This is a genomic window from Rhizobium sp. TAL182, from assembly GCF_002117725.1.
GTDB lineage: Bacteria > Pseudomonadota > Alphaproteobacteria > Rhizobiales > Rhizobiaceae > Rhizobium > Rhizobium esperanzae.
Genome location: NZ_CP021024.1, coordinates 843,515 through 863,341 on the forward strand (window position 1 = coordinate 843,515; position 19,827 = coordinate 863,341).

Below are 19,827 nucleotides of genomic sequence, written 5' to 3' on the forward strand. Positions count from 1 at the left end.
AACTTTTTCCCCTTTTGGCATAAGTGCTTAGCATTTGCGCCAGTTTCGGGAAAGTGCTAAGCCGGTTCACCGGCGGCAGAGGCTGGCGGCCCGTCCCGCTGTCATCTTGCCGCTGTGATTTCCGGTCGTCAGGGTCAGGGAGGACACCATGTCCGACGCCATTCCGTTTCTCGCCCCGCGCGCCGATGTGCTGGCGCGCCGCGCCCGGATCGTTGCCGATCTCACCGATCTTCTGCCGCCGGAATGCCTGGTTCATGAGGCGCGCGAGCTGGTGCCGTTCGAAACCGACGCCTTCGTGTCCTATCGTCGCCTGCCGCTCGCCGTCGCCCTGCCGCGCACCACGGCCGAGGTGGCAGCCGTCATGCGTTATTGCCACCGTTACGGTATTCCCGTGGTGCCGCGCGGCGCCGGCACCTCGCTTTCCGGCGGCGCCATTCCGCAGGAGGATGCCGTTGTGCTCGGCCTGTCGAAGATGAACAGCATTCTCGAAATCGATCTGCCGAACCGTGTCGCAGTGGTTCAGGCCGGTGTCACCAATCTCAACATCTCCGAATCCGTCTCGGCCGACGGCTTTTTCTACGCGCCTGATCCGAGTTCGCAGCTCGCCTGCACGATCGGCGGCAATATCGGCATGAATTCCGGCGGCGCCCACTGCCTGAAATATGGCGTCACCACCAACAATCTGCTCGGCGTCAGGATGGTGCTGATCGACGGCACAGTGATCGAGCTCGGCGGCAAGGCGCTTGATGCGGCGGGTTACGATCTGCTCGGCCTCGTCTGCGGCCATGAAGGCCAGCTCGGCATCGTCACCGAAGCGACCGTGCGGCTGATCGCCAAGCCCGAAGGTGCGCGCCCGGTGCTCTTCGGCTTCGAAAGCTCGGAAGAGGCCGGCGCCTGCGTGGCCGACGTCATCGCCGCCGGCATCATCCCGGTTGCCATCGAATTCATGGACAAGCCGGCAATCGAGATCTGCGAGGCCTTCGCCCATGCCGGCTATCCCCTCGATGTCGGGGCGCTGCTGATCGTAGAGGTCGAGGGTTCGGAAGCCGAAATGGACGCCACCCTAAAAGACATCGTCGAGATCGCCCGCCGCCATGCTGTAAAGACCGTGCGCGAATGCCAGTCGGCCACCGAGGCGGCGCTGATCTGGAAGGGGCGCAAATCCGCCTTCGGCGCCACCGGCCGCATCGCCGACTATATCTGCATGGACGGCACCGTGCCGCTCAGCCAGCTTTCTTATGTGCTGAAGAAGACCACTGAGATCGTCGATCATTATGGCCTGAGGGTCGCGAACGTCTTTCATGCCGGCGACGGCAACATGCATCCGCTCATCCTCTTCAATGCCAACGACCCCGAGGATGCCGCCCGCGCAGAAGCCGCCGGCAACGATATCCTCAAGCTCTGCGTCGACGCCGGCGGCTGCCTCACCGGCGAACACGGCGTCGGCATCGAAAAGCGCGACCTGATGCGCCATCAGTATTCCAAGGCCGATCTCGCCCAGCAGATGGCGGTGCGCGCCGCCTTCGATCCCGGCTGGCTCCTCAACCCGTCGAAGGTCTTCCCGCTCGAAGGGCGCCCTGCCGCATGATCGACCTGATGCCGAAAAGCGAGGAACAGGCGGCGGCGATCGTCCTAGCACATGCGGAGACGAACCGGCCGCTCGCTGTCTGTGGCGGTGATACGCGCTCGGGTTTCGGCAATGCCGTTGCATCAGAAGACCGGCTGCGATCGACCAGGCTTTCCGGCATCGTCGCCTACAATCCCGGCGAGATGGTCATGACAGCTCGCTCGGGTACGCCGCTTGCGGAAGTCGAGGCGGCCCTGTCCGAAGGTGGCCAGATGCTTGCCTTCGAGCCGATGGATCATCGCCCAGTCATGCGCAGGTCGGGCGAGCCGACGATCGGCGGCGTCTTTGCCGCCAATGTTTCCGGCCCGCGCCGCCTCATTGCGGGGGCCGCCCGCGACAGCCTGCTCGGCGTGCGCTTCGTCAACGGCAGGGGCGAGATCATCAAGGCCGGCGGCCGGGTGATGAAGAACGTCACCGGCCTCGATCTCGTCAAGCTGATCGCCGGCTCGCACGGCACGCTGGGTTTTCTCACCGAACTGACCTTTCGCGTGCCGCCGCGCCCGAAGACCGAACAGACGCTGGTTCTGTCCGGCCTCAACGATGCCGAAGCGGCCAATGCCATGGCGGCGGCGATGGCGCTGCCGGTCGAGGTCTCCAGTGCCGCGCATCTGCCGCTGACGGTGACCTGGAAATTCCTTGCCGGCAAATTGCCCGAGGGCGAGGCGACGGTTCTGCGCGTCGAAGGCCTGCCCGGTTCGGTCGACGTGCGCATCGAAAAACTTGCGGCGGCGATGTCGGCCTTTACCACGGTGACGCGGCTGGATGAGCCGGAAAGCCGCAGGCTCTGGCAGGAGATCCGCGACGTGCTGCCCTATGCCGACGGCACGACGCGGCCGGTCTGGCGCGTCTCGGTCGCTCCAGGAACCGGCCATCAGCTGGTCGCGGCACTTCGCCTCGAAGCCGGCGTCGACGCCTTCTACGACTGGCAGGGCGGCCTCGTCTGGATGAGGATGGAGGCAGACCCCGAAGCGGAGCTGGTCCGCCGCTTCATCAAGGCGCTCGGCGGCGGCCATGCGACGCTGATCCGCGCGTCGGCGGTGGCGAGGGCGGCAACGGCTGCCTTTCATCCGGAGCCGGAGGCGGTGGCGATGCTGTCGCGGCGGGTGAAGGAAAAGTTCGATCCGGCGGGGATATTCAATCCGGGGAAGATGGGGTGAGCGATAAGATGGCTCTGCGCGCGAGTTACCCCCCTCTGTCCTGCCGGACATCTCCCCCACAAGGGGGGAGATCGGATCGCGGCAGCGGCTTCCCCAAACAACTGGGGCACTGCAGTTTGAATACGGCAGAGAATGGGCGATGGTCCCACCTCTTGTTGATCTCCCCCCTTGAGATGTCCGGCAGGACAGAGGGGAGTGCCCCAGGCACAGCGCCCCCCAAGCGGAGGCCCCGCTAGATGCAAACCAACTTCACCCCGTCGCAACTGCTCGATCCCCATGTCGCCGAATCCGAGCAGATCCTGCGCAAATGCGTCCACTGCGGCTTCTGCACCGCCACCTGTCCCACCTATGTGACGCTCGGCAACGAGCTCGATAGCCCGCGCGGCCGCATCTACCTGATCAAGGACATGCTGGAAAACGGCCGTCCCGCCGATGCCGAGGTCGTCACCCATATCGACCGCTGTCTCTCCTGCCTTGCCTGCGTCACCACCTGTCCCTCGGGCGTCGACTATATGCATCTGGTCGATCACGCCCGCGCCCATATCGAAAAGACTTACAGGCGGCCGTTCATGAACCGGCTGACGCGCGCCATTCTCGCGGCCGTACTGCCCTATCCCGGCCGTTTCCGCCTGGCGCTCTATCTCGCCCGTCTCGGCCGCCCCCTTGCCGGCCTGATGCGGGGAGCGGCACTCAAACCCTTTGCCGCTATGCTGGCGCTTGCGCCACGCCGCATCCCCGCGCCTTCAGACTTTTCAAAACCCGGCACCCATCGGCCCGAGACGGCGCGGCGCGGCCGGGTGGCGATTCTCACCGGCTGCGCCCAGCCGGTGCTCGATCCCGGCATCAACGCCGCAGCGATCCGACTGCTGACGCGGCTCGGCATCGAGGTTGTGGCGCCGGAAGGTGAGGTCTGCTGCGGATCGCTGGTCCATCATATGGGCCGGGCCGAACAGGCGCTCGCAAGCGCCCGCACCAATGTCGATATCTGGACGCGCGAGATCGAGAGCCATGGCCTCGATGCGATCATCATCACCGCATCGGGCTGCGGCACGACGATCAAGGATTACGGTCACATGCTGCGCCTCGACCCCGCCTATGCCGCAAAGGCGGCGAGGGTCTCGGCGCTGGCAAAGGACATCGCCGAATATCTGGCGACCCTCGACCTGCCGGCCCATATGCCGAGGGGCATCACGGTCGCCTATCATTCGGCTTGTTCGATGCAGCACGGCCAGCGCATCACCCTTGCGCCAAAGCAACTGCTGAAGGCGGCGGGCTTCACTGTCCGCGATCCGGCCGAAGGCCATCTCTGCTGCGGCTCGGCCGGCACCTACAACATCATGCAGCCGGAGATTTCGGCGGAGCTGAAGGCGCGCAAGGTCAAAAACATCCAAGCCACCAAAGCCGATATCATCGCCACCGGCAATATCGGCTGCATCACCCAGATCGCCACCGGCACCGAGATCCCGATCCTGCATACGGTCGAGCTTCTCGATTGGGCCTATGGCGGCGCTGTGCCGGAAAAATTAACCGGTTTGCCGTTAGGCTGAAGGGAATGCAGGCCCATTCGGGCTGCTCCCGGGAGGTTGGGCGATGTGGCGGGGAATGATTGTATTTGCGGGACTGCTCGGTGCGGCAGGCGCGGCCCATGCCGACAGCCGCCTATTCTGTTCCGCCGATGACGCGCAGGCGCGGTTCACCCTCGAAAGCGGTTTTGCAAACGAAGGCGGCCATAGGCTCAACCATTTCCGCGGCGCGCTTATTGTCAAGGACCCCGCGCAAGCGGCTTTTGCAAAACGTCTGTTCGAATCGCAGCATCTGAGCAATCACTGGTCGCGCGATGGCGAACTGCTCCTGGAAGTCTTCGACGGCGGCGGTGACGATACCAGCGGCGCAACGCTGGATCTGGTGGTGGTTGCCGGCGCCCGCGGCAAGCCGGCGGCGAATTTCAGCGGCACCTATTCCCTGACAATCGAGGGCGGCAGCAAACCTTACGCCGCCGAGGGCAAGGTCAGCTGCGGCACGAAATAGAGCAATTTCAGGAAAAGTGTGAGCGGTTTTCCGTCCAAAATTGCGCCCAGACAAAAAGTTAGAGCATTTCAGCTTTTAACGGAAGCATAGCCTGCGTTTCGGAAGTAGTTTGAGCATTCGTCTGGTGCAATGGCTCTGGTGAGGAATCCGATGTGCCTCCAGGTGTCCTCGATTGTTCGCTTTTGGGCGTGGCGCATCCAGTGCTTTACCTTTGAGAAGGCCTGCTCGATCGGATTGAGGTCCGGAGAATATGGCGGCAGATACCAGAGGCGCGCACCGGCGGCTCGGATCATCTGTCGGATAGCGTCGGACTTGTGGGAGCCAAGGTTGTCCATGATGACGATATCGCCAGGCTTGAGGACCGGCACAAGCAGTTGTTCGACATAGGCGCGGAAGCATTGCCCGTTGATCGGCCCGTCGAAGACGCAAGGGGCGGTCAAACGATCGTACCTGAGAGCCCCGAGGAAGGTTAGAGTGCGCCAATGGCCGTGAGGGGCAAAGCCACGCAAGCGCTTTCCTTTCTCTCCCCAGCCATAGAGTGGCGCCATATTGGTCTTGATCCAGGTTTCATCGATGAAGACCAATCGTTTGGGATCGAGACGATCTTGCAAGCCGCGCCAGCGTTGCCTGCGGCGAGCGATGTCAGCGCGGGCCTGCTCAAGGGCAAACAGCGTTTTTTTTGAAGCGCAGTCCTTCGCGGCGTAGATACTTCCAGATCGTGTCGTGGGAGACCTTTACACCCTTCGATGCCAACTCCGCCTTCAGTCCATGCAGCGACAGATTCGGGGTCTGGTGGAGCCGCTCGAGGATGAAAGCGCGATGTGGCGCAAGAACGAACTTGCGATGACCGCCCATCTTTGAGGGCGCAACCGAGCCGCTCGACCGATAGCGTTGCGACCATTTCACAGCCGAAGACACGGCAATCCCGAACCGCGCAGCGACGGATCGGCAGCTCTCACCGGCGACAATTGCCATCACAACGCGCTCGCGCAGATCATTCGAAAGAGGTGCTGTCATCCGATGCTGGCCTCCTTTTCCAGCCAGCATCTTGAATCACAAATCCGAAGCCTTGGGAATCCCACGGGATTCAATAAAAAACGGAAACGCTCTAGAGCGGTCCTGCTTTCATGAAAAGCAGGACCGCTCTAACGCCGCAGCTGAATTTCAATCATTACCAGTGGAACGATACGCCGACATTGACGGCGTTGGTGAAGATATTGGTCTTCAGCCGGTCGCCGCTGTCGATCGGAACGTCGACGCGCGAATAGGTGCCTTTGTATTCGACGAAGGTCGACCAGCGGTCGGTCACCTTGAAGTCGACGCCGGCTTGGGCCTGCAGCGTCACGCCGCCGAATTCGTAAGCCCAGGTCTTGCCCTCGGGGCGAATCACTTCGACATGCGGAATGTTCACGCCGATGCCAGCGCCGAGATAGGGCGTCCAGCGGCGGGTCGGATCCTGGAAGCGATAGAGACCGTTCACGGTGAGCAGGTTCAGGCCGTCGGTGAATTCGAAATGCGACCAGCCGGCCTTGGCGAGCGTGTCGTCGTCGGCATAGACCTTGTCATGGGTATAATCGAGCGAGATACCCCAGTTCGGCTTGTTGAAATTCTCAAGCCACCAGGTGACGCGGCCGCCGTAATAGGGCGGGCTGCCGAAGGATTTGCCTTCCCAGCCGGCTGTGAAATGCGTGCCGTCCGAGACGTCGACGCCGCTGTGCGGGGCGGTCTGATAACCGCCGTAGATGGAGAATTCCAGGTCTTCCGCCGAGGCGGAGGCTGCTGAACAGATGGTGAAAAGCGCGATGCCCGCAAGCAGGAAGGCGGAGGAACGCAGCGCATATGTCATTGAATAGCCCCGATATTGCAAATATGTCGACTCTTAGGCACCAGTGCCAGCTTTCCGCCGTAAAGTCTAAGGAAAAGAAAAGGCGCGTCAGAATGCGCCTTTCGTTTTTTCGCAAGTGTTGCTCAGCCGCCGAACATCGTGCGCAACACGTCGATGCCCCGGTCCTCGAACGCCACCTTGCCCTGCTTGTTGCCGGGACCGATGACGATCACCTTGGTGCCGACGGGGGCACGATCATAAAGATGCATCACGTCCTCGTTCATCATGCGGATGCAGCCGGAAGACATGTTAAGGCCGATCGTCCAGGGCTGGTTGGTGCCATGGATGCGGAAGATGGTGTCGCGGCCGCCCTGATAGAGATACATGGCGCGGGCGCCGAGCGGATTGTCCTCGCCGCCTTCCTGGTAGGCGGGGATGATGTGGCCCTTGGCGGCTTCGCGGCGGCGCATTTCGGCCGGCGGCGTCCAGGCCGGCCATTCGGCCTTGCGGCCGATCTTGACAATACCCGACCAGCCGAAGCCGTCGCGGCCGACGCCGATGCCGTAGCGGGTGGCGCGGTTGTTGCCTTCGACAAGATAGAGATACTTGTTGTTGGTATCGATGATGACGGTGCCGGCCACTTCCGTCGTCACCAGGCGCACTTTCTTGCGCTTGAACTGCGGCTTCACATATTTCGGCATCTGCGCGACGCGCACGATCTGCGCCGGAGCCCGTGTATTGTCGGGCGTGGAGCCGGCCGGCGCTGCAAAGGCGGATGTAGACATCAAGGACAAGACAAGTCCGGCGGCAGCCAGACTCGGCATTAGTTTGATCATGATCGATTCCCCTCAAGCAAATTCGCCCGAAGCTACATGAACTCCTGCTCGATTCAAGATCGACCCGGCCGGATAGAGCAATTTCGCTGAAGGAAACCGCCTGTTCTTGCGGCTTCCAAGATATCGCCTGTGTCTTTACATGACGATGACGCGGGTTCCGACGTTGACACGGTCGTAGAGATCGACGACGTCCTCGTTGCGCAGGCGGATGCAGCCGGAAGAAACGGCGCTGCCGATCGACCAGGGCGCATTGGTGCCATGGATGCGGTAGAGCGTCGAGCCGAGATACATGGCGCGCGCGCCGAGCGGGTTTTCCGGGCCGCCATCCATGCGCGCCGGCAGATAGTGGCCTTTGGCGGCCTCGCGGCTGATCATCTCGGAAGGCGGCGTCCAGTCCGGCCATTCCGTCTTGCGGGTGATCTTGTGGGCGCCGGCCCATTCGAAGCCGGGCTTGCCGACGCCGACCCCGTAACGCCGCGCCTTGCCGCCGTCCATGACGAGATAGAGAAAGCGGTTATTGGTATCGATGACGATGGTGCCGGGTTTTTCCGTCGTGTCGTAATCGACCATCTGCGGCAGATACTGCGGCTCGATCGGATGGCGGATCGCCGGTATGCCGGGATTGATCGCCGAAACCGTCTGGGGGACGGGCTGCGGCGCCTGGCGGATGACGCGGCGCTGGAAGAGGCCGCGCTGCTGCGGCTGGACGACCGGGCGCTGATAGACGACCGGCCGGACCTTGCCGCCGAGCTGGTTGATCCACGGTGCGGTCAGATCGGGGCTGAGGATAACAGGCGGGCGGGTGGCGTAGCGGTCGTCTGCAATGGCGGCCGTGGAGAAGATGCCGCAGAAGGCTGCGGCAAGAACAAGGTGTTTCATCATCGGACGAACTCTCTACAAATGACCGAAAATGGACTGGCGGGACGGGTCCGCCTGGGCGGAGATGGTCCGCCCGGCAAAGACGCTGCCACTCCATCCGCCAGCGAATGGTAAAGATCGATCCATGAAAGACCGGCCGGCGGAATAAACTTTTCGTCAGGGTTACCGATCGGTTTGGAAAGACGGTTTGCAAATGGTAAAGCCGGAATCATGACCGGAGAACGAAGCGGACATGAGCACGACTGGCATCATCATCGGCGAGGACGGCAGGGGCCGCTGCCACTGGCACGCCAACCTGCCGGACTATCTCAAGTATCACGACGAGGAATGGGGCCGCCCTGTCACCGACGATATCCGCCTCTTCGAGAAGATCTGCCTCGAAGGTTTCCAATCCGGGCTTTCCTGGCTGACCATCCTGCGCAAGCGGGAGAATTTCCGCGCCGCCTTCGCCGGCTTCGATTTCGAGAAGGTTGCCCTCTTCGGTGAGAAGGATGTGGCCCGCTGCCTGGCCGATGCCGGCATTATCCGTCATCGCGGCAAAATCGTTTCGACGATCAACAATGCCCGGCGCGCCATCGAGCTCCGCGACGAATTCGGATCGCTTGCCCGTTATTTCTGGCGCTACGAACCCGGCCACAACGAGCGTCCTGTTGTGGTCGACCGTGAACACATCGTCGCCAACCCGACGACGCCGACATCGGTCACCATTTCGAAGGATCTGAAGAAACGCGGCTGGACCTTTGTCGGCCCGACCACAGTTTATGCCTTCATGCAGGCGATGGGCCTCGTCAACGATCATCTCGAGGGCTGTTTCTGCCGGCCCGAGGTGGAGGCGATGCGCGCCGTCCTGGTTCGACCATGAAAGATCTGTCCGTGAGAATAGTGTTCGCCGCCCTTGCCCTGTTGTTCTTGCCGGCCTTTGCCATGGCGCAGACGCCGCAGCTCGATCCCGGCGAGAAGCTGGAGAAGCTGCAGTTTCCGGCCGTCAACATGCAGCTCAAGGGATGGACGAAATTCGGCAGCGGCCACGTCTACACGCTGCCGGTGCGCGCCGGTCAGCACGTGAAGATCGATTTTTCCACCAGGAGCAAGTTCGCCTTCCTGGCGATCTTCGACCTGTCGAAACCCGACGACGAAGCTTTCTTCGGCACCGATGAGGACGGTTTGAGCTTCCAGACGACGGTGAAGGAAAACACCACCTGGCTGCTGCGTCCCTACTACTCCAAGGTCTCGCCGCGCCGCGGCCTCGGCGCTCCCTTCAGCATTTTGATCGAGCCGTTGGCCGCCGCCCCGCAGCAGCCGCCGGAGCCGGAATCGCCCTCGCTGTTTCCGAAGGCGCCTCCCAAGGCGAAATGACGCACGCCCCCGCTATGCCAGCCGTTCGATCAGGTCGCGCAATTCGCCGAGATGGCCGATCTTGCGAAAACGCGGCGCCTCCGTCGGTTCGTCCACATGTTCCAGCACCCAGGTGAGTTCGTGCGGCACGAAGACGCCGTAACTGCCAGCGGCGATCGCCGGCACGATATCCGATTTCAGCGAATTGCCGACCATCATCGCCCGCTCCGGCCCGTCCCCGACCTTGGCGAAGATGCGGCGATAGGTGACGGCCGTCTTGTCGGATACGATCTCGACCGCATCGAAGAAGTCGCCGAGCCCGGATTGCGCAAGCTTGCGCTCCTGGTCGAAGAGATCGCCCTTGGTGATCACGACCAGCAGATATTTGCCGGCAAGCGCCTCCAGCGTGTCGCGCGCATGCGGCATGGTCTCGACCGGATGGCTGAGGAGGTCGCGGCCGGTATCGAGGATCTTGGCGATGACGCTGGCCGGCACTTTGCCCTCGGTGATCTCGATCGCCGTCTCGATCATCGACAGCGTGAAGCCCTTGATGCCGAAGCCGTAATGGCGAAGATTGCGTTTCTCCGCTTCCAGCAGCCGCTCGGAAATCTTCGGGCCTTCGGCGAAATCGGCAAGAAGCTCGGTAAAATGGGCTTCCGTCAGTCGGTAATATTGTTCGTTCTGCCAAAGCGTGTCGTCGGCATCGAAGCCGATCGTCGTCAGTGCTCGGGTCGTCACATGCGCACCTCTTGAAACTATGGCCGCAATCTATCGGCCGCCTGTGTCGAGACAAGGGCTATGTCGAGACAAGGGCGTCCGCCTTCGATGCCAAGGCTTGGCGTTGAAAAGCGTCGCCGTCGCACTACATCGAATGGGCCTCACCCAGCAGCCAGCCACGGCTGTGCCTGTCGCGCGCAGGCCAATAATCAAAAGATGAAGTTCTTCCGTTCGCAAGTCCCTCTTGCGGCAGACACAAAGGATTTTTTCGACCATGCGTTACAATCAACTCGGAAATACGGGACTTTTCGTCTCGGAAATCTGCCTGGGTACGATGACCTTCGGCGAAGCCAAAGAAGGCAGCATGTGGGGCGCCATCGCCGATGTCGACCAGAATGCCGCCGATCGGATCGTCGAGCGCTCGCTTGCAGCAGGCGTCAATTTCATCGATACGGCCGACGTCTATTCATCCGGCGAGTCCGAAAGGCTGCTCGGTCAGGCGCTGAAGAACCTCGACATCCCCCGCAAGGACGTCGTCATCGCCACCAAGGTCTATGGCGTCATGGGCGACCAGCCGAACGACCGCGGCGCCTCGCGCGGCCACATCATGGATTCGGTCGAGGCGAGCCTGAAGCGGCTGCAGACAGATCATATCGATCTCTACCAGATCCACGCGACCGATACGGTGACGCCGATCGAGGAGACGCTGCGCGCCTTCGACGATCTCGTTTCGCGCGGCCTCGTGCGTTATATCGGCGTTTCCAACTGGCAGGGGTGGCGTATTTCAAAGGCGCTCGGTCTCTCCGAACGCCGCGGCTTTGCCCGCTTCGAAACCGTGCAGGCCTATTATTCCATCGCCGGCCGCGATCTCGAACGGGAAATAGTGCCGATGATGCAGGAGGAAAAGCTCGGCCTGATGGTCTGGTCGCCGCTCGCCGGCGGCCTGCTCTCCGGCAAGTATGGTCCGGGCGCCCCCGGCAACGGCGAGGGCCGCCGCGCCAGTTTCGACTTCCCGCCCGTCGACAGGGACCGGGCCTGGGCCTGCGTCGCCGTCATGCGCGAGATCGCCGAAAAGCACGGCGTCAGCGTCGCGACCGTGGCGCTCGCCTATATTCTCGCCAAGCCTTTCGTCACGACGGTGATCATCGGCGCCAAGCGCGTCGACCAGCTCGACCAGAACCTCGCTGCCGTCAAGCTGAAGCTCGATGAAGACGATTTGAAAAAGCTCGACGAGGTGAGTGCCCTTGCTCCGGAGTATCCTGGCTGGATGCTGTCGCGGCAGGGCGCGGGCCGCCGGCCGGCGGATTTCGAGGCGAAGGACTGAGGTCGCTCGAACCAGTAGGGAACGCCTGATATAAGGCGTTCCCTAGTTTGTTGACTACTTCTCCTCCGTCATGCCCGGCCTTGTGCCGAGCATCTGAGCACAGCAATTATTTGACGGGAAAACAAATATTTTCCAATCGCTTAATTCGATCGCAGCAGATCCTCGGCACAAGGCTGCACAAGGCCGAGGATGACGTCGTGGGTGTTGCAGTGGTTGTTAGCAGCCTCTGGCAGCGATCGTTTACTTGCCGTGGGCCTTGAGCCAGGCGTTCATCTCGGCGATCTCGGCTTCCTGCGCCTTGATGACCGTTTCGGCGAGCTTGCGGATTTTAGGATCCTTGCCGTATTGGAGCTCGACCTTGGCCATGTCGATCGCGCCCTGATGGTGCGGGATCATGCCGCGCACGAAATCGACATCGGCATCGCCGCTATACTCGATCATCATATTCTTGTGCATTTTGTCGTTCGCCTCGCTGAAGGCGTGGCTCGCCGCGTCGTGGCTGCCCATTGGCTTGCTCATATCCATGGGCTTGTCTTCGGCAAAAACGGGGGCGGCAAAAGCGGCAAGCATTGCGGTAAGCGTGATGATTTTCAAAGACATGAGAGTTCCTTCCTCTGTCTGACAATAGAGTTTTCCGGGCAGCCGAAGCCGCCCATTCTGCATGGAAAATCCGGGATCAGACCAGTCGGGGAGGGGGCGCCTGTGGAGCAGGCCTGTTGTCATCGAGGGCGCGGGCAAGCGGCGGCGCGGGATAGCCGAAATCGGCTTTTCCGCCGGCGACGGCCATTGCTCCCGGCGGCAGCAGAAGACAGGCGGCGCAAAGCGGCATATGTGCGGAGTTTCCGCTGGCGCAGGGGTCTTTCAAGGGAGCGGCCTGGCCCGCTTCTTTCGGCTTATGCATGCCAGCCATTTCGTGGTGCATGCTGCCGCTGTCGACGGCAACCGGCGCATTCATCGACGCGCATGTCGGACAGCCCGCCCATGCCGACATGGCGCCGTAGACCAGCCAGCCGAGAAACATCGTGATGAGGGCGAGCATGCGCATGGCGTCTGATATAGGTGAATGCCGGCTGCAAGCCAAGTACCGCCGGGGGTCACATCCCGATCACCAGCCGGCAATGACCTTGTGTTCGATCCGGTAATCCCTGCTCTCCTCGCCGAGCGGAGCGACCGGCCATGTCCAGACCGCTTTCGCCGGCGGCGGGGCGACGCCGTGCAGCAGGTCGGCCTCCTCATGTGTTTTACCGTTGCGATCGATGACGGCATAGGCGATGTCGGTCACGAGGCAGTGCCGGCAGGAAAGTCCGGAAAGGCCGCTGAGATGCGCCGCGATCAGCCTCTCCACCGTGTCTTCAGGCATTCGACCGGCCGCCTCGGCTTCATGGCGCCGCTTCACGCCGCGGCCGATCTGGGACAGGAGATTGGCGGAAACCACGAAATCGAGATAGGGCACGTTGCGCAGAAAGCCGAGCGGTTCGGGCTCCTGACCGGCGGCGAGATCGTCGTAGCCGGAGAGATCGCGCTCGATCAGCCGGACGTTGCGATAGCTCTTGGCCGCAAGCCAGAGCCGCACCGAGGCGAGATGAACGAGATCGACAAGCACGACGGTATCGAAGCTTTTCGCCAGTTCCTCGATCGGCACGTCCCGCAACAGGCCGGAGCCGAGCACGACGGCCGTCCGCTTCTGCCTGAGGCCGGCCGCCGCTGCACGGATAGCGTTACGGCTCTGCTCCTCGTGGTCGGCCCAATCCCCGGCGCAACGCCCGGCCCGCGACCAGAGATTGACGGAATAGCGGATGAACTTCCGGTGGGGCTTGCCGGTCAGCGGCAATGTCGCGGCATAGAGGAGCGCCTCGGTGATCATGAGCATATCCGCATTCTGAACAAGGCCGCATTGTTCAATCGATTCTGGTAGCGCCATCAAGGCCCTTCGCCCTTGCCGCTCCCCGCCCAATCCGCTAGGACACCGCCACTGTCACAGTCAGCGGAATTCCCGGAAATGAACGACAAGCAGAAGAAACCGCAAAAGCTCAAGGCCCGCCTGCCGCGCGGCTTCGTCGACCGCTCGGCCGACGATATCCGCGCCGTCAACGAGATGACGGCAAAGATCCGGGAAGTCTATGAGCATTATGGTTTCGATCCTGTGGAAACGCCGCTGTTCGAATATACCGATGCGCTCGGCAAGTTTCTGCCCGACAGCGATCGGCCGAACGAGGGCGTCTTCTCGCTGCAGGATGATGACGAGCAGTGGATGTCGCTGCGTTACGACCTGACGGCGCCGCTCGCCCGCCATGTCGCCGAGAACTTCAACGAGATCCAGCTTCCCTACCGCACCTATCGCGCCGGTTACGTCTTCCGCAACGAGAAGCCGGGCCCGGGCCGTTTCCGTCAGTTCATGCAGTTCGATGCCGATACGGTCGGCGCGCCAGGTGTTCAGGCGGACGCGGAAATGTGCATGATGATGGCCGATACGCTGGAAGCTCTCGGCATCAAGCGCGGCGACTACGTCATCCGCGTCAACAACCGCAAAGTTCTGGACGGCGTGCTGGAGGCGATTGGCCTCGGTGGCGACGACAAGGCTGGCCAGCGGTTAGCGGTGCTGCGCGCCATCGACAAGCTCGACAAGTTCGGCCCGGAAGGTGTCTCGCTGCTGCTCGGTCCCGGTCGCAAGGATGAATCCGGCGATTTCACCAAGGGCGCCGGGCTCAACCAGGAGCAGATCGACAAGGTTCTGTTCTTCGTAGGCATCAAGGATTACACCGAAAGCGCCGGCCGCCTCGCCGAACTCGTCGCGGGAACCTCGAAGGGCGGCGAAGGCGTCGAGGAGCTGAATTTCATCGGTGCGCTCGTTTCAAGCGCCGGCTATGGCGCCGATCGCATCAAGATCGATCCCTCCGTCGTGCGCGGCCTCGAATATTATACCGGCCCGGTCTATGAGGCGGAGCTTCTTTTCGACGTCACCAACGAGAAGGGCGAGAAGGTCGTCTTCGGTTCCGTCGCCGGCGGCGGCCGTTATGACGGCCTGGTTTCCCGTTTCATGGGTCAGCCGGTGCCGGCGACCGGCTTTTCGATCGGCGTCTCCCGCCTGATGACGGCGCTGAAGAACCTTGGCAAGCTCGGAGCCAACGCGGTGATCGAGCCGGTGCTGGTGACCGTCATGGACGGTGATGTCGAGGCGATGGGCCGTTATCAGAAGATGACGCAGCAACTGCGCGCCGCCGGCATTCGTGCCGAGATGTTCCAGGGCAACTGGAAGAAATTCGGCAACCAGCTGAAATATGCCGATCGCCGCGGTTGCCCCATCGCCATCATCCAGGGCGGCGACGAACGCGCCGACGGTGTCGTGCAGATCAAGGATCTGATCGAGGGCAAACGGCTTTCCGGCGGGATCGAGGACAATGCCAGCTGGCGCGAAGCCCGCGTGGCCCAGGAGACTGTGCCGGAAGCCGACTTGGTCGCCAAGGTGAGGGAGATCCTTGCGGCGCAAGCGGAGGATCGGAAGAGGGCTGCCCTCGGCCTCGAAATTCCCTATGATCCCACCCAAGCCGGTGACACCGATGACGACATTTGAGAAGGATCTCCCCTTCTCCCCTCGGGGAGAAGGTGGCCCGAAGGATCGGATGAGGGGGCGACATAGCAGAAGCTGTCCTTCGCTCGCCGCTCAGGACATTCGTCGTTTCCACTCCTCATCCCCCTCATCTGCCCTGTCGGGCATCTTCTCCCCGCTGGGGAGAAGAGGGAAGTTCAGCCTATGCCCCTGATCAATCTCCCCGAATTCTCCACGGACCTGCTCTCCGAATTTGACGCCCGCAACGCCGAGCGCATCGATACGCCTGTCATTCAGCCGGCCGAGCCGTTCCTCGACATCGCCGGCGAGGATCTGCGCCGCCGCATCTTCATGACCGAGAGCGAAACCGGCGCCAGCCTCTGCCTGCGTCCGGAATTCACCATCCCTGTCTGCCTGCGCCACATCGAGACGGCAACCGGCACGCCGAAGCGTTACGCCTATCTCGGCGAGGTCTTCCGCCAGCGGCGCGATGGCGCCAATGAATTCTACCAGGCAGGCATCGAGGATCTCGGCGACATCAACATACCGGGCGCCGATGCGCGCGCCATCGGTGACGCCACAGGCATTCTCGGCCGCCTGCTGCCGGGCCGGCGCTTAGCCGTGACGTTGGGCGATCAGGCGGTGTTCGAGGCAGTCGTCCAGGCGCTCGGCCTGCCGCTCGGGTGGCAGAAGCGGCTGATCCACGCTTTCGGCAACATGACGCAGCTGGAGGCGCTGCTGGCCGGCCTCGTCAGCCCGCAATTCGTCACCGGCCTCGACGACGATATCGCCAGGCTTGTTGCCTCAGGCAACGAGCCGGCGCTGGTCGCCCATATCGAGCACGAGATGCAGGCGACTGGTTATTCGACGAATGCCAGCCGCTCGCCGCTGGAAATCGCCCGACGCCTCAAGGAAAAGCTCGTCCTGTCCGAGACGCGTCTCGACAATGCCGCCTTCCATGTGCTGGAAGAGTTCCTGTCGCTGCATGTGCCGCTCGTCAATGCGTCCGCAGCCCTTGCCGGCTTTGCCGACGCTGCCGGCCTGAAGCTCGGTAATGCGCTGTCGCGCTTCAACGGTCGCGTCGCCGCCCTTGCCGATACCGGCGTCGATCTGTCCTGCCTGGACTACCGCGCCGCTTTCGGACGTCCGCTCGACTATTACACCGGCCTTGTCTTCGAGGTGACGGTGGAAGGCTCGAGCGCGGTTCTGGCCGGCGGCGGCCGCTTCGACCGGCTGTTGACCTTCCTCGGCGCGACGGACCGCATTCCGGCCGTCGGCTTCTCCTTCTGGCTCGACCGCATCGAAACCGAAAGGGCAGCCGCATGACCATAACCATCGCGCTTCCCTCCAAGGGCCGGATGAAGGACGACGCTTCGGCCATCTTCGAACGGGCCGGCATGCCGATATCGGCTGTCGGCAACGACCGCTCCTATCGCGGCCGCGTCGAAGGCTGGGACGATGTCGAGGTTGCCTTCCTGTCGGCGTCGGAAATCTCCCGCGAGCTCGGCAACGGCACCGTCGATTTCGGCGTCACCGGCGAGGATCTGATGCGGGAAGGTTTTGCCGAAGTCGACAAGCGTGTCGAATTCTGCGCCCGGCTCGGCTTCGGCCACGCCGATGTCGTCGTCGCGGTGCCCGAGATCTGGCTCGATGTCGAGACCATGGCCGATCTCGGCGATGTCGCCGCCGATTTCCGCGCCCGCCACTCCAGGCGCCTTGCCATCGCCACCAAATACTGGCGCCTGACCCAGCAGTTCTTTTCGAGCCAGCACGGCATTCAGCTTTATCGCATCGTTGAAAGCCTGGGCGCAACCGAGGGCGCTCCGGCGTCCGGTTCGGCCGATATCATCGTCGATATCACCTCCACCGGTTCGACCCTGCGCGCCAATCATCTGAAGGTGCTCCAGGACGGCGTCATCCTGCATTCAGAGGCTTGCCTCGTGCGCGCCCGCAAGGAGAGCCATGCAGATCAACCCGTGGTGCAGGCGATCGTCGACGCGGTACGCGCGGCCCTCTGATCTCCACTGTCAACGCGTAAGAAAACCCGCCGTCAGTTCAATGACGGCGGGTTTTGCATGCTTGGGAGGAGATGGAATTAGCGGGCAGCGACGGCCTGCAGACCACGCCGCGCGTCAATCGAATAGGCACCGGCACCGACGGTGGCGAGCAAGATGTACGCGCCGGCCAGCGTGATGTTCTTCATGACCATGATCTGGTTGAGAATGTTCACGAGTTCCGTGCCACTTGCGTAGGGCAGATGGAAGGCAACGCCCGTAAAGACGCAGAAGGCGGCGAGCAGCCAGCCGGCAATGCGGACCTGGAAGCCGGTGAGAACCGCAAGGCCGGCGAGCAGTTCGAAAAGGCCTGCGACATAGGCCAGCAGGGTTGCTGCCGGCAGGCCGGCACCGGCGATCATACCCGCAGTACCGGCAGGATCGGTTAGCTTCATGAAGCCGGAAAGGATGAACATGAAAGACAGAAGAATGCGGGCAATCAGGATGATGGCGTTCGACATGGATGTTGTCTCCGTTTGAAGGGCTCTGGAGATCTTGGTGCCCCCGGCACGCTGTGGATCTCTGATACCCCTATCTCGCCTATTTCTTCCGTCATGGAAAGATAAACAGAAGGGGACGCTTCGTTCAATAATCTGGAACGATACCCTCGCTTGCTTTTCCGGAGCCTCGTCTCCTATGGTCGGCTGTTAATATGGAGTCTCTTATGGCAGATCTTTCCGCATTTCCGATCACCACACGCTGGCCGGCGAAAAACCCCGACATCATCCAGCTCTATTCCCTTCAGACGCCGAACGGGGTGAAGGTATCGGTCGCCCTCGAAGAGCTCGGGCTCCCCTATGAGCCGCACTATATTTCCTTTGCCGCCAACGAGCAGAAGTCGCCGGAATTCGAATCTCTCAATCCGAACGGCCGCATTCCGGCGATCATCGATCCGAACGGGCCTGGGGGAAGGCCGATCGGCCTGTTCGAATCCGGCGCCATCCTGCTCTATCTTGCCGAAAAGACCGGCAAGCTCATCCCCGCCGATGCCGCCGGCCGCTATGAATGTATCCAATGGGTGTTTTTCCAGATGGCCGGCATCGGCCCGATGCTCGGTCAGTTCGGCCATTTCCACAAATTCGCCGCCGACAAGGTGGCCAACAATTCCTATCCGGTGGAGCGCTACCGCGATGAATCCAAACGCCTGCTCGGCGTGCTCGAAGGCCGGCTGCAGGGTCGTCAATGGATCATGGGCGATCAATATACGATCGCCGATATCACCACTTTCACCTGGGTTCGCGGCGCCGACATCTTCTATGGCGGCCGCGAGGTGCTCGAATATGCGAAATTCCCCGCGGTTTCCGATTGGCTGGAACGCTGCATCGCCCGTCCGGCCAGCGAAAGGGGTCTGAATATTCCGGTCAAGCCGGAGTAACGGAAAGCACAAAGCCGCCCTTGCCGCAGGCGGCTGCCATGAGGCTGCCCCTCACCTTAGCCTCGTAAACCGGGCGAGGGGACGTGCCCAGCACGAGGTTGGTGGGAAACGGAGAGGTCGCGGCATGGTCCCGCAAGCGGGGAGAAGATGGCGGCAGCCGGATGAGGGGCTGATCCGCCCTCGGGAGCGGCCTTTTCATCTTGTACTGGCGGTCTTATTGCCGGCGTGTGATCTGCCTTGCGCCTTCCAGCTTGAAGCGGGGAAAGATGAAGACGCCGGTCATGCTGCCGCTGTATTTCTCCTCGAGCCCGTTCGACTCGCCCATGCAGAACAGCGGCTGGCGCAAGCCGTTCGGCATGATGATCGTCGTCGAAAAGCAGAAGGAGGAGCAGTGCGTCGCCGCCTGCTCGAACAATTCCAGCACGCGGGAGCGATCCTTGCTATCGTAGCAGCGGATCAGGTTCAGCAGCCCGCATTCCTCGGCGGTGAGGCCGTGCAGCATCGCGCTCCATTTGCCGAGACGGATCAGGCCGCTCGAAAAATCTCCGGTCCAGCTTTCGGAAACCGACAACTGCGCCAGCATCTGGTGATTTTGATGGTTGTCGTTCAGCGAGCCAGTCATCAAGGGCACGGCTGCATTGGCTTTGGCGATCTTAAACAAGGCGTTCCCCAGTTCGGATGCGGCTCCTCCGCCGCACGCACGTCAAACACAAGAAACAGGATCATGTAGCAGCGGACATTATGTCCGCGCCGGCATTCGCCGCTCATCGCCACAGCCATCGGGCTTCCGAAACGGAACCTTCAAACCGAACGTTCTGGCGTCGCTTTTTCGCGCTCCGGCCTCGTTTGAGGCGAAAATTATCGCCGGGGCGCACGTCAGTTGCTGCGCGGATTTATAGGAGCTTTTAAACAAACGGCAACGCCTTTTTCAGAGACGGTGCGGCGGCTATTTTCTAGAGGCTCCCGCATTCCCCCGGCCGGTTTCGTCAGAAAAGTAGCAAAAAATTGCTGTTTTTGGCACTTTAAAGGCGTTTTCACCCGATGGTGCACAGCAGACGACGGCAAGATACCGACCTCCTCCTCCCGTTTCGTGGGATCGAAAATAGGCGGTGACGCAAGCCTG

21 protein-coding genes are annotated in these 19,827 nt (G+C 62.0%); 11 read left to right on the forward strand and 10 right to left on the reverse strand.

Going from position 1 to position 19,827, the window contains the following annotated elements:
- Window positions 1-148 precede the first annotated feature (148 nt).
- The 4 genes from Tal182_RS04190 to Tal182_RS04210 all read left to right on the forward strand — a co-directional run bounded on the left by Tal182_RS04190 (window position 149) and on the right by Tal182_RS04210 (window position 4,812).
- Window positions 149-1,588 (forward strand): FAD-linked oxidase C-terminal domain-containing protein, encoded by a 1,440-nt coding sequence (locus Tal182_RS04190; protein WP_085858170.1) that lies wholly within the window; start codon window positions 149-151, stop codon window positions 1,586-1,588.
- On the forward strand, window positions 1,585-2,784 hold the full coding sequence (gene glcE / locus Tal182_RS04195) for a glycolate oxidase subunit GlcE (RefSeq protein WP_085858172.1): 1,200 nt from the start codon (window positions 1,585-1,587) through the stop codon (window positions 2,782-2,784). The genes Tal182_RS04190 and glcE overlap by 4 nt, the downstream gene beginning before the upstream one ends.
- A 236-nt stretch (window positions 2,785-3,020) precedes the next feature.
- The gene (gene glcF, locus Tal182_RS04205; protein ID WP_085858174.1) at window positions 3,021-4,331 is read left to right on the forward strand and encodes a glycolate oxidase subunit GlcF; all 1,311 of its coding nucleotides are present in this window, start codon (window positions 3,021-3,023) and stop codon (window positions 4,329-4,331) included.
- A gap of 43 nt (window positions 4,332-4,374) precedes the next feature.
- Complete coding sequence (locus Tal182_RS04210) at window positions 4,375-4,812, forward strand: hypothetical protein (protein WP_064800798.1); 438 nt, start codon at window positions 4,375-4,377, stop codon at window positions 4,810-4,812.
- Between the two features lie 68 nt (window positions 4,813-4,880).
- On the opposite strand, the gene Tal182_RS04215 is transcribed toward Tal182_RS04210, so the two are convergent.
- The 4 genes from Tal182_RS04215 to Tal182_RS04230 all read right to left on the reverse strand — a co-directional run bounded on the left by Tal182_RS04215 (window position 4,881) and on the right by Tal182_RS04230 (window position 8,355).
- A protein-coding gene (locus Tal182_RS04215; protein WP_094299087.1) for an IS630 family transposase occupies window positions 4,881-5,829 on the reverse strand; the annotation gives its coding sequence in 2 pieces (ribosomal slippage) (window positions 4,881-5,492 and window positions 5,494-5,829; 948 coding nt in all).
- A gap of 154 nt (window positions 5,830-5,983) precedes the next feature.
- Window positions 5,984-6,658, reverse strand: coding sequence for an outer membrane beta-barrel protein (locus Tal182_RS04220; RefSeq protein WP_085860812.1), 675 nt, complete (start codon window positions 6,656-6,658; stop codon window positions 5,984-5,986).
- 122 nt (window positions 6,659-6,780) lie between these two features.
- Window positions 6,781-7,473, reverse strand: a complete 693-nt coding sequence (locus tag Tal182_RS04225) for a L,D-transpeptidase (RefSeq protein WP_085858176.1) — start codon at window positions 7,471-7,473, stop codon at window positions 6,781-6,783.
- Between the two features lie 135 nt (window positions 7,474-7,608).
- Window positions 7,609-8,355, reverse strand: coding sequence for a L,D-transpeptidase (locus Tal182_RS04230; RefSeq protein ID WP_085858178.1), 747 nt, complete (start codon window positions 8,353-8,355; stop codon window positions 7,609-7,611).
- A 229-nt stretch (window positions 8,356-8,584) separates the two neighbouring features.
- Here Tal182_RS04230 and Tal182_RS04235 point away from each other — a divergent pair, with 229 nt between their 5' ends.
- Complete coding sequence (locus Tal182_RS04235) at window positions 8,585-9,214, forward strand: DNA-3-methyladenine glycosylase I (protein WP_085858180.1); 630 nt, start codon at window positions 8,585-8,587, stop codon at window positions 9,212-9,214.
- Window positions 9,211-9,708, forward strand: coding sequence for a hypothetical protein (locus tag Tal182_RS04240; RefSeq protein ID WP_085858182.1), 498 nt, complete (start codon window positions 9,211-9,213; stop codon window positions 9,706-9,708). The genes Tal182_RS04235 and Tal182_RS04240 overlap by 4 nt, the downstream gene beginning before the upstream one ends.
- 12 nt (window positions 9,709-9,720) lie before the next feature.
- Here the strand turns inward: Tal182_RS04240 and Tal182_RS04245 are convergent, their stop codons facing one another.
- Window positions 9,721-10,425, reverse strand: coding sequence for an HAD family hydrolase (locus Tal182_RS04245; RefSeq protein ID WP_085858184.1), 705 nt, complete (start codon window positions 10,423-10,425; stop codon window positions 9,721-9,723).
- Between the two features lie 253 nt (window positions 10,426-10,678).
- Between Tal182_RS04245 and Tal182_RS04250 the strand changes: the two genes are divergently transcribed.
- Window positions 10,679-11,728, forward strand: a complete 1,050-nt coding sequence (locus Tal182_RS04250; RefSeq protein WP_085858186.1) for an aldo/keto reductase — start codon at window positions 10,679-10,681, stop codon at window positions 11,726-11,728.
- 240 nt (window positions 11,729-11,968) lie between these two features.
- Here Tal182_RS04250 and Tal182_RS04255 read toward each other — a convergent pair whose 3' ends face one another.
- From Tal182_RS04255 to Tal182_RS04265, 3 genes are all read right to left on the reverse strand, one after another.
- The gene (locus Tal182_RS04255; protein WP_085858188.1) at window positions 11,969-12,328 is read right to left on the reverse strand and encodes a DUF305 domain-containing protein; all 360 of its coding nucleotides are present in this window, start codon (window positions 12,326-12,328) and stop codon (window positions 11,969-11,971) included.
- Between the two features lie 76 nt (window positions 12,329-12,404).
- A complete protein-coding gene (locus Tal182_RS04260; RefSeq protein ID WP_064809670.1) occupies window positions 12,405-12,773 on the reverse strand; it encodes a hypothetical protein in 369 nt (122 codons plus the stop codon).
- Between the two features lie 60 nt (window positions 12,774-12,833).
- Window positions 12,834-13,598, reverse strand: a complete 765-nt coding sequence (locus Tal182_RS04265; RefSeq protein ID WP_085860816.1) for a hypothetical protein — start codon at window positions 13,596-13,598, stop codon at window positions 12,834-12,836.
- 129 nt (window positions 13,599-13,727) lie between these two features.
- Here Tal182_RS04265 and hisS point away from each other — a divergent pair, with 129 nt between their 5' ends.
- From hisS to hisG, 3 genes are all read left to right on the forward strand, one after another.
- The gene (gene hisS / locus Tal182_RS04270) at window positions 13,728-15,299 is read left to right on the forward strand and encodes a histidine--tRNA ligase (protein ID WP_085858190.1); all 1,572 of its coding nucleotides are present in this window, start codon (window positions 13,728-13,730) and stop codon (window positions 15,297-15,299) included.
- Between the two features lie 180 nt (window positions 15,300-15,479).
- Window positions 15,480-16,601, forward strand: coding sequence for an ATP phosphoribosyltransferase regulatory subunit (locus tag Tal182_RS04275; protein WP_085858192.1), 1,122 nt, complete (start codon window positions 15,480-15,482; stop codon window positions 16,599-16,601).
- Complete coding sequence (gene hisG / locus Tal182_RS04280; RefSeq protein ID WP_064800809.1) at window positions 16,598-17,293, forward strand: ATP phosphoribosyltransferase; 696 nt, start codon at window positions 16,598-16,600, stop codon at window positions 17,291-17,293. The genes Tal182_RS04275 and hisG overlap by 4 nt, the downstream gene beginning before the upstream one ends.
- A gap of 77 nt (window positions 17,294-17,370) precedes the next feature.
- On the opposite strand, the gene Tal182_RS04285 is transcribed toward hisG, so the two are convergent.
- Window positions 17,371-17,790 carry a DoxX family protein gene (locus Tal182_RS04285; protein ID WP_085858194.1) on the reverse strand — a complete coding sequence of 140 codons (420 nt, stop codon included), beginning with the start codon at window positions 17,788-17,790 and terminating at the stop codon, window positions 17,371-17,373.
- A 203-nt stretch (window positions 17,791-17,993) separates the two neighbouring features.
- Between Tal182_RS04285 and Tal182_RS04290 the strand changes: the two genes are divergently transcribed.
- Window positions 17,994-18,704 (forward strand): glutathione binding-like protein, encoded by a 711-nt coding sequence (locus tag Tal182_RS04290; RefSeq protein ID WP_085858196.1) that lies wholly within the window; start codon window positions 17,994-17,996, stop codon window positions 18,702-18,704.
- Window positions 18,705-18,918: 214 nt separating this feature from the next.
- Here the strand turns inward: Tal182_RS04290 and Tal182_RS04295 are convergent, their stop codons facing one another.
- Complete coding sequence (locus Tal182_RS04295) at window positions 18,919-19,365, reverse strand: hypothetical protein (protein ID WP_085858198.1); 447 nt, start codon at window positions 19,363-19,365, stop codon at window positions 18,919-18,921.
- Window positions 19,366-19,827: the final 462 nt, after the last annotated feature.

Coding starts and splice junctions, on each gene's coding strand:
- Tal182_RS04190 (WP_085858170.1), top strand. CDS start 149: ATGTCCGACGCCATTCCGTTTCTCGCCCCGCGCGCCGATGTGCTGGCG.
- glcE (WP_085858172.1), top strand. CDS start 1,585: ATGATCGACCTGATGCCGAAAAGCGAGGAACAGGCGGCGGCGATCGTC.
- glcF (WP_085858174.1), top strand. CDS start 3,021: ATGCAAACCAACTTCACCCCGTCGCAACTGCTCGATCCCCATGTCGCC.
- Tal182_RS04210 (WP_064800798.1), top strand. CDS start 4,375: ATGTGGCGGGGAATGATTGTATTTGCGGGACTGCTCGGTGCGGCAGGC.
- Tal182_RS04220 (WP_085860812.1), bottom strand. CDS start 6,658: ATGACATATGCGCTGCGTTCCTCCGCCTTCCTGCTTGCGGGCATCGCG.
- Tal182_RS04225 (WP_085858176.1), bottom strand. CDS start 7,473: ATGATCAAACTAATGCCGAGTCTGGCTGCCGCCGGACTTGTCTTGTCC.
- Tal182_RS04230 (WP_085858178.1), bottom strand. CDS start 8,355: ATGATGAAACACCTTGTTCTTGCCGCAGCCTTCTGCGGCATCTTCTCC.
- Tal182_RS04235 (WP_085858180.1), top strand. CDS start 8,585: ATGAGCACGACTGGCATCATCATCGGCGAGGACGGCAGGGGCCGCTGC.
- Tal182_RS04240 (WP_085858182.1), top strand. CDS start 9,211: ATGAAAGATCTGTCCGTGAGAATAGTGTTCGCCGCCCTTGCCCTGTTG.
- Tal182_RS04250 (WP_085858186.1), top strand. CDS start 10,679: ATGCGTTACAATCAACTCGGAAATACGGGACTTTTCGTCTCGGAAATC.
- Tal182_RS04255 (WP_085858188.1), bottom strand. CDS start 12,328: ATGTCTTTGAAAATCATCACGCTTACCGCAATGCTTGCCGCTTTTGCC.
- Tal182_RS04260 (WP_064809670.1), bottom strand. CDS start 12,773: ATGCGCATGCTCGCCCTCATCACGATGTTTCTCGGCTGGCTGGTCTAC.
- Tal182_RS04265 (WP_085860816.1), bottom strand. CDS start 13,598: ATGCTCATGATCACCGAGGCGCTCCTCTATGCCGCGACATTGCCGCTG.
- hisS (WP_085858190.1), top strand. CDS start 13,728: ATGAACGACAAGCAGAAGAAACCGCAAAAGCTCAAGGCCCGCCTGCCG.
- Tal182_RS04275 (WP_085858192.1), top strand. CDS start 15,480: ATGCCCCTGATCAATCTCCCCGAATTCTCCACGGACCTGCTCTCCGAA.
- hisG (WP_064800809.1), top strand. CDS start 16,598: ATGACCATAACCATCGCGCTTCCCTCCAAGGGCCGGATGAAGGACGAC.
- Tal182_RS04285 (WP_085858194.1), bottom strand. CDS start 17,790: ATGTCGAACGCCATCATCCTGATTGCCCGCATTCTTCTGTCTTTCATG.
- Tal182_RS04290 (WP_085858196.1), top strand. CDS start 17,994: ATGGCAGATCTTTCCGCATTTCCGATCACCACACGCTGGCCGGCGAAA.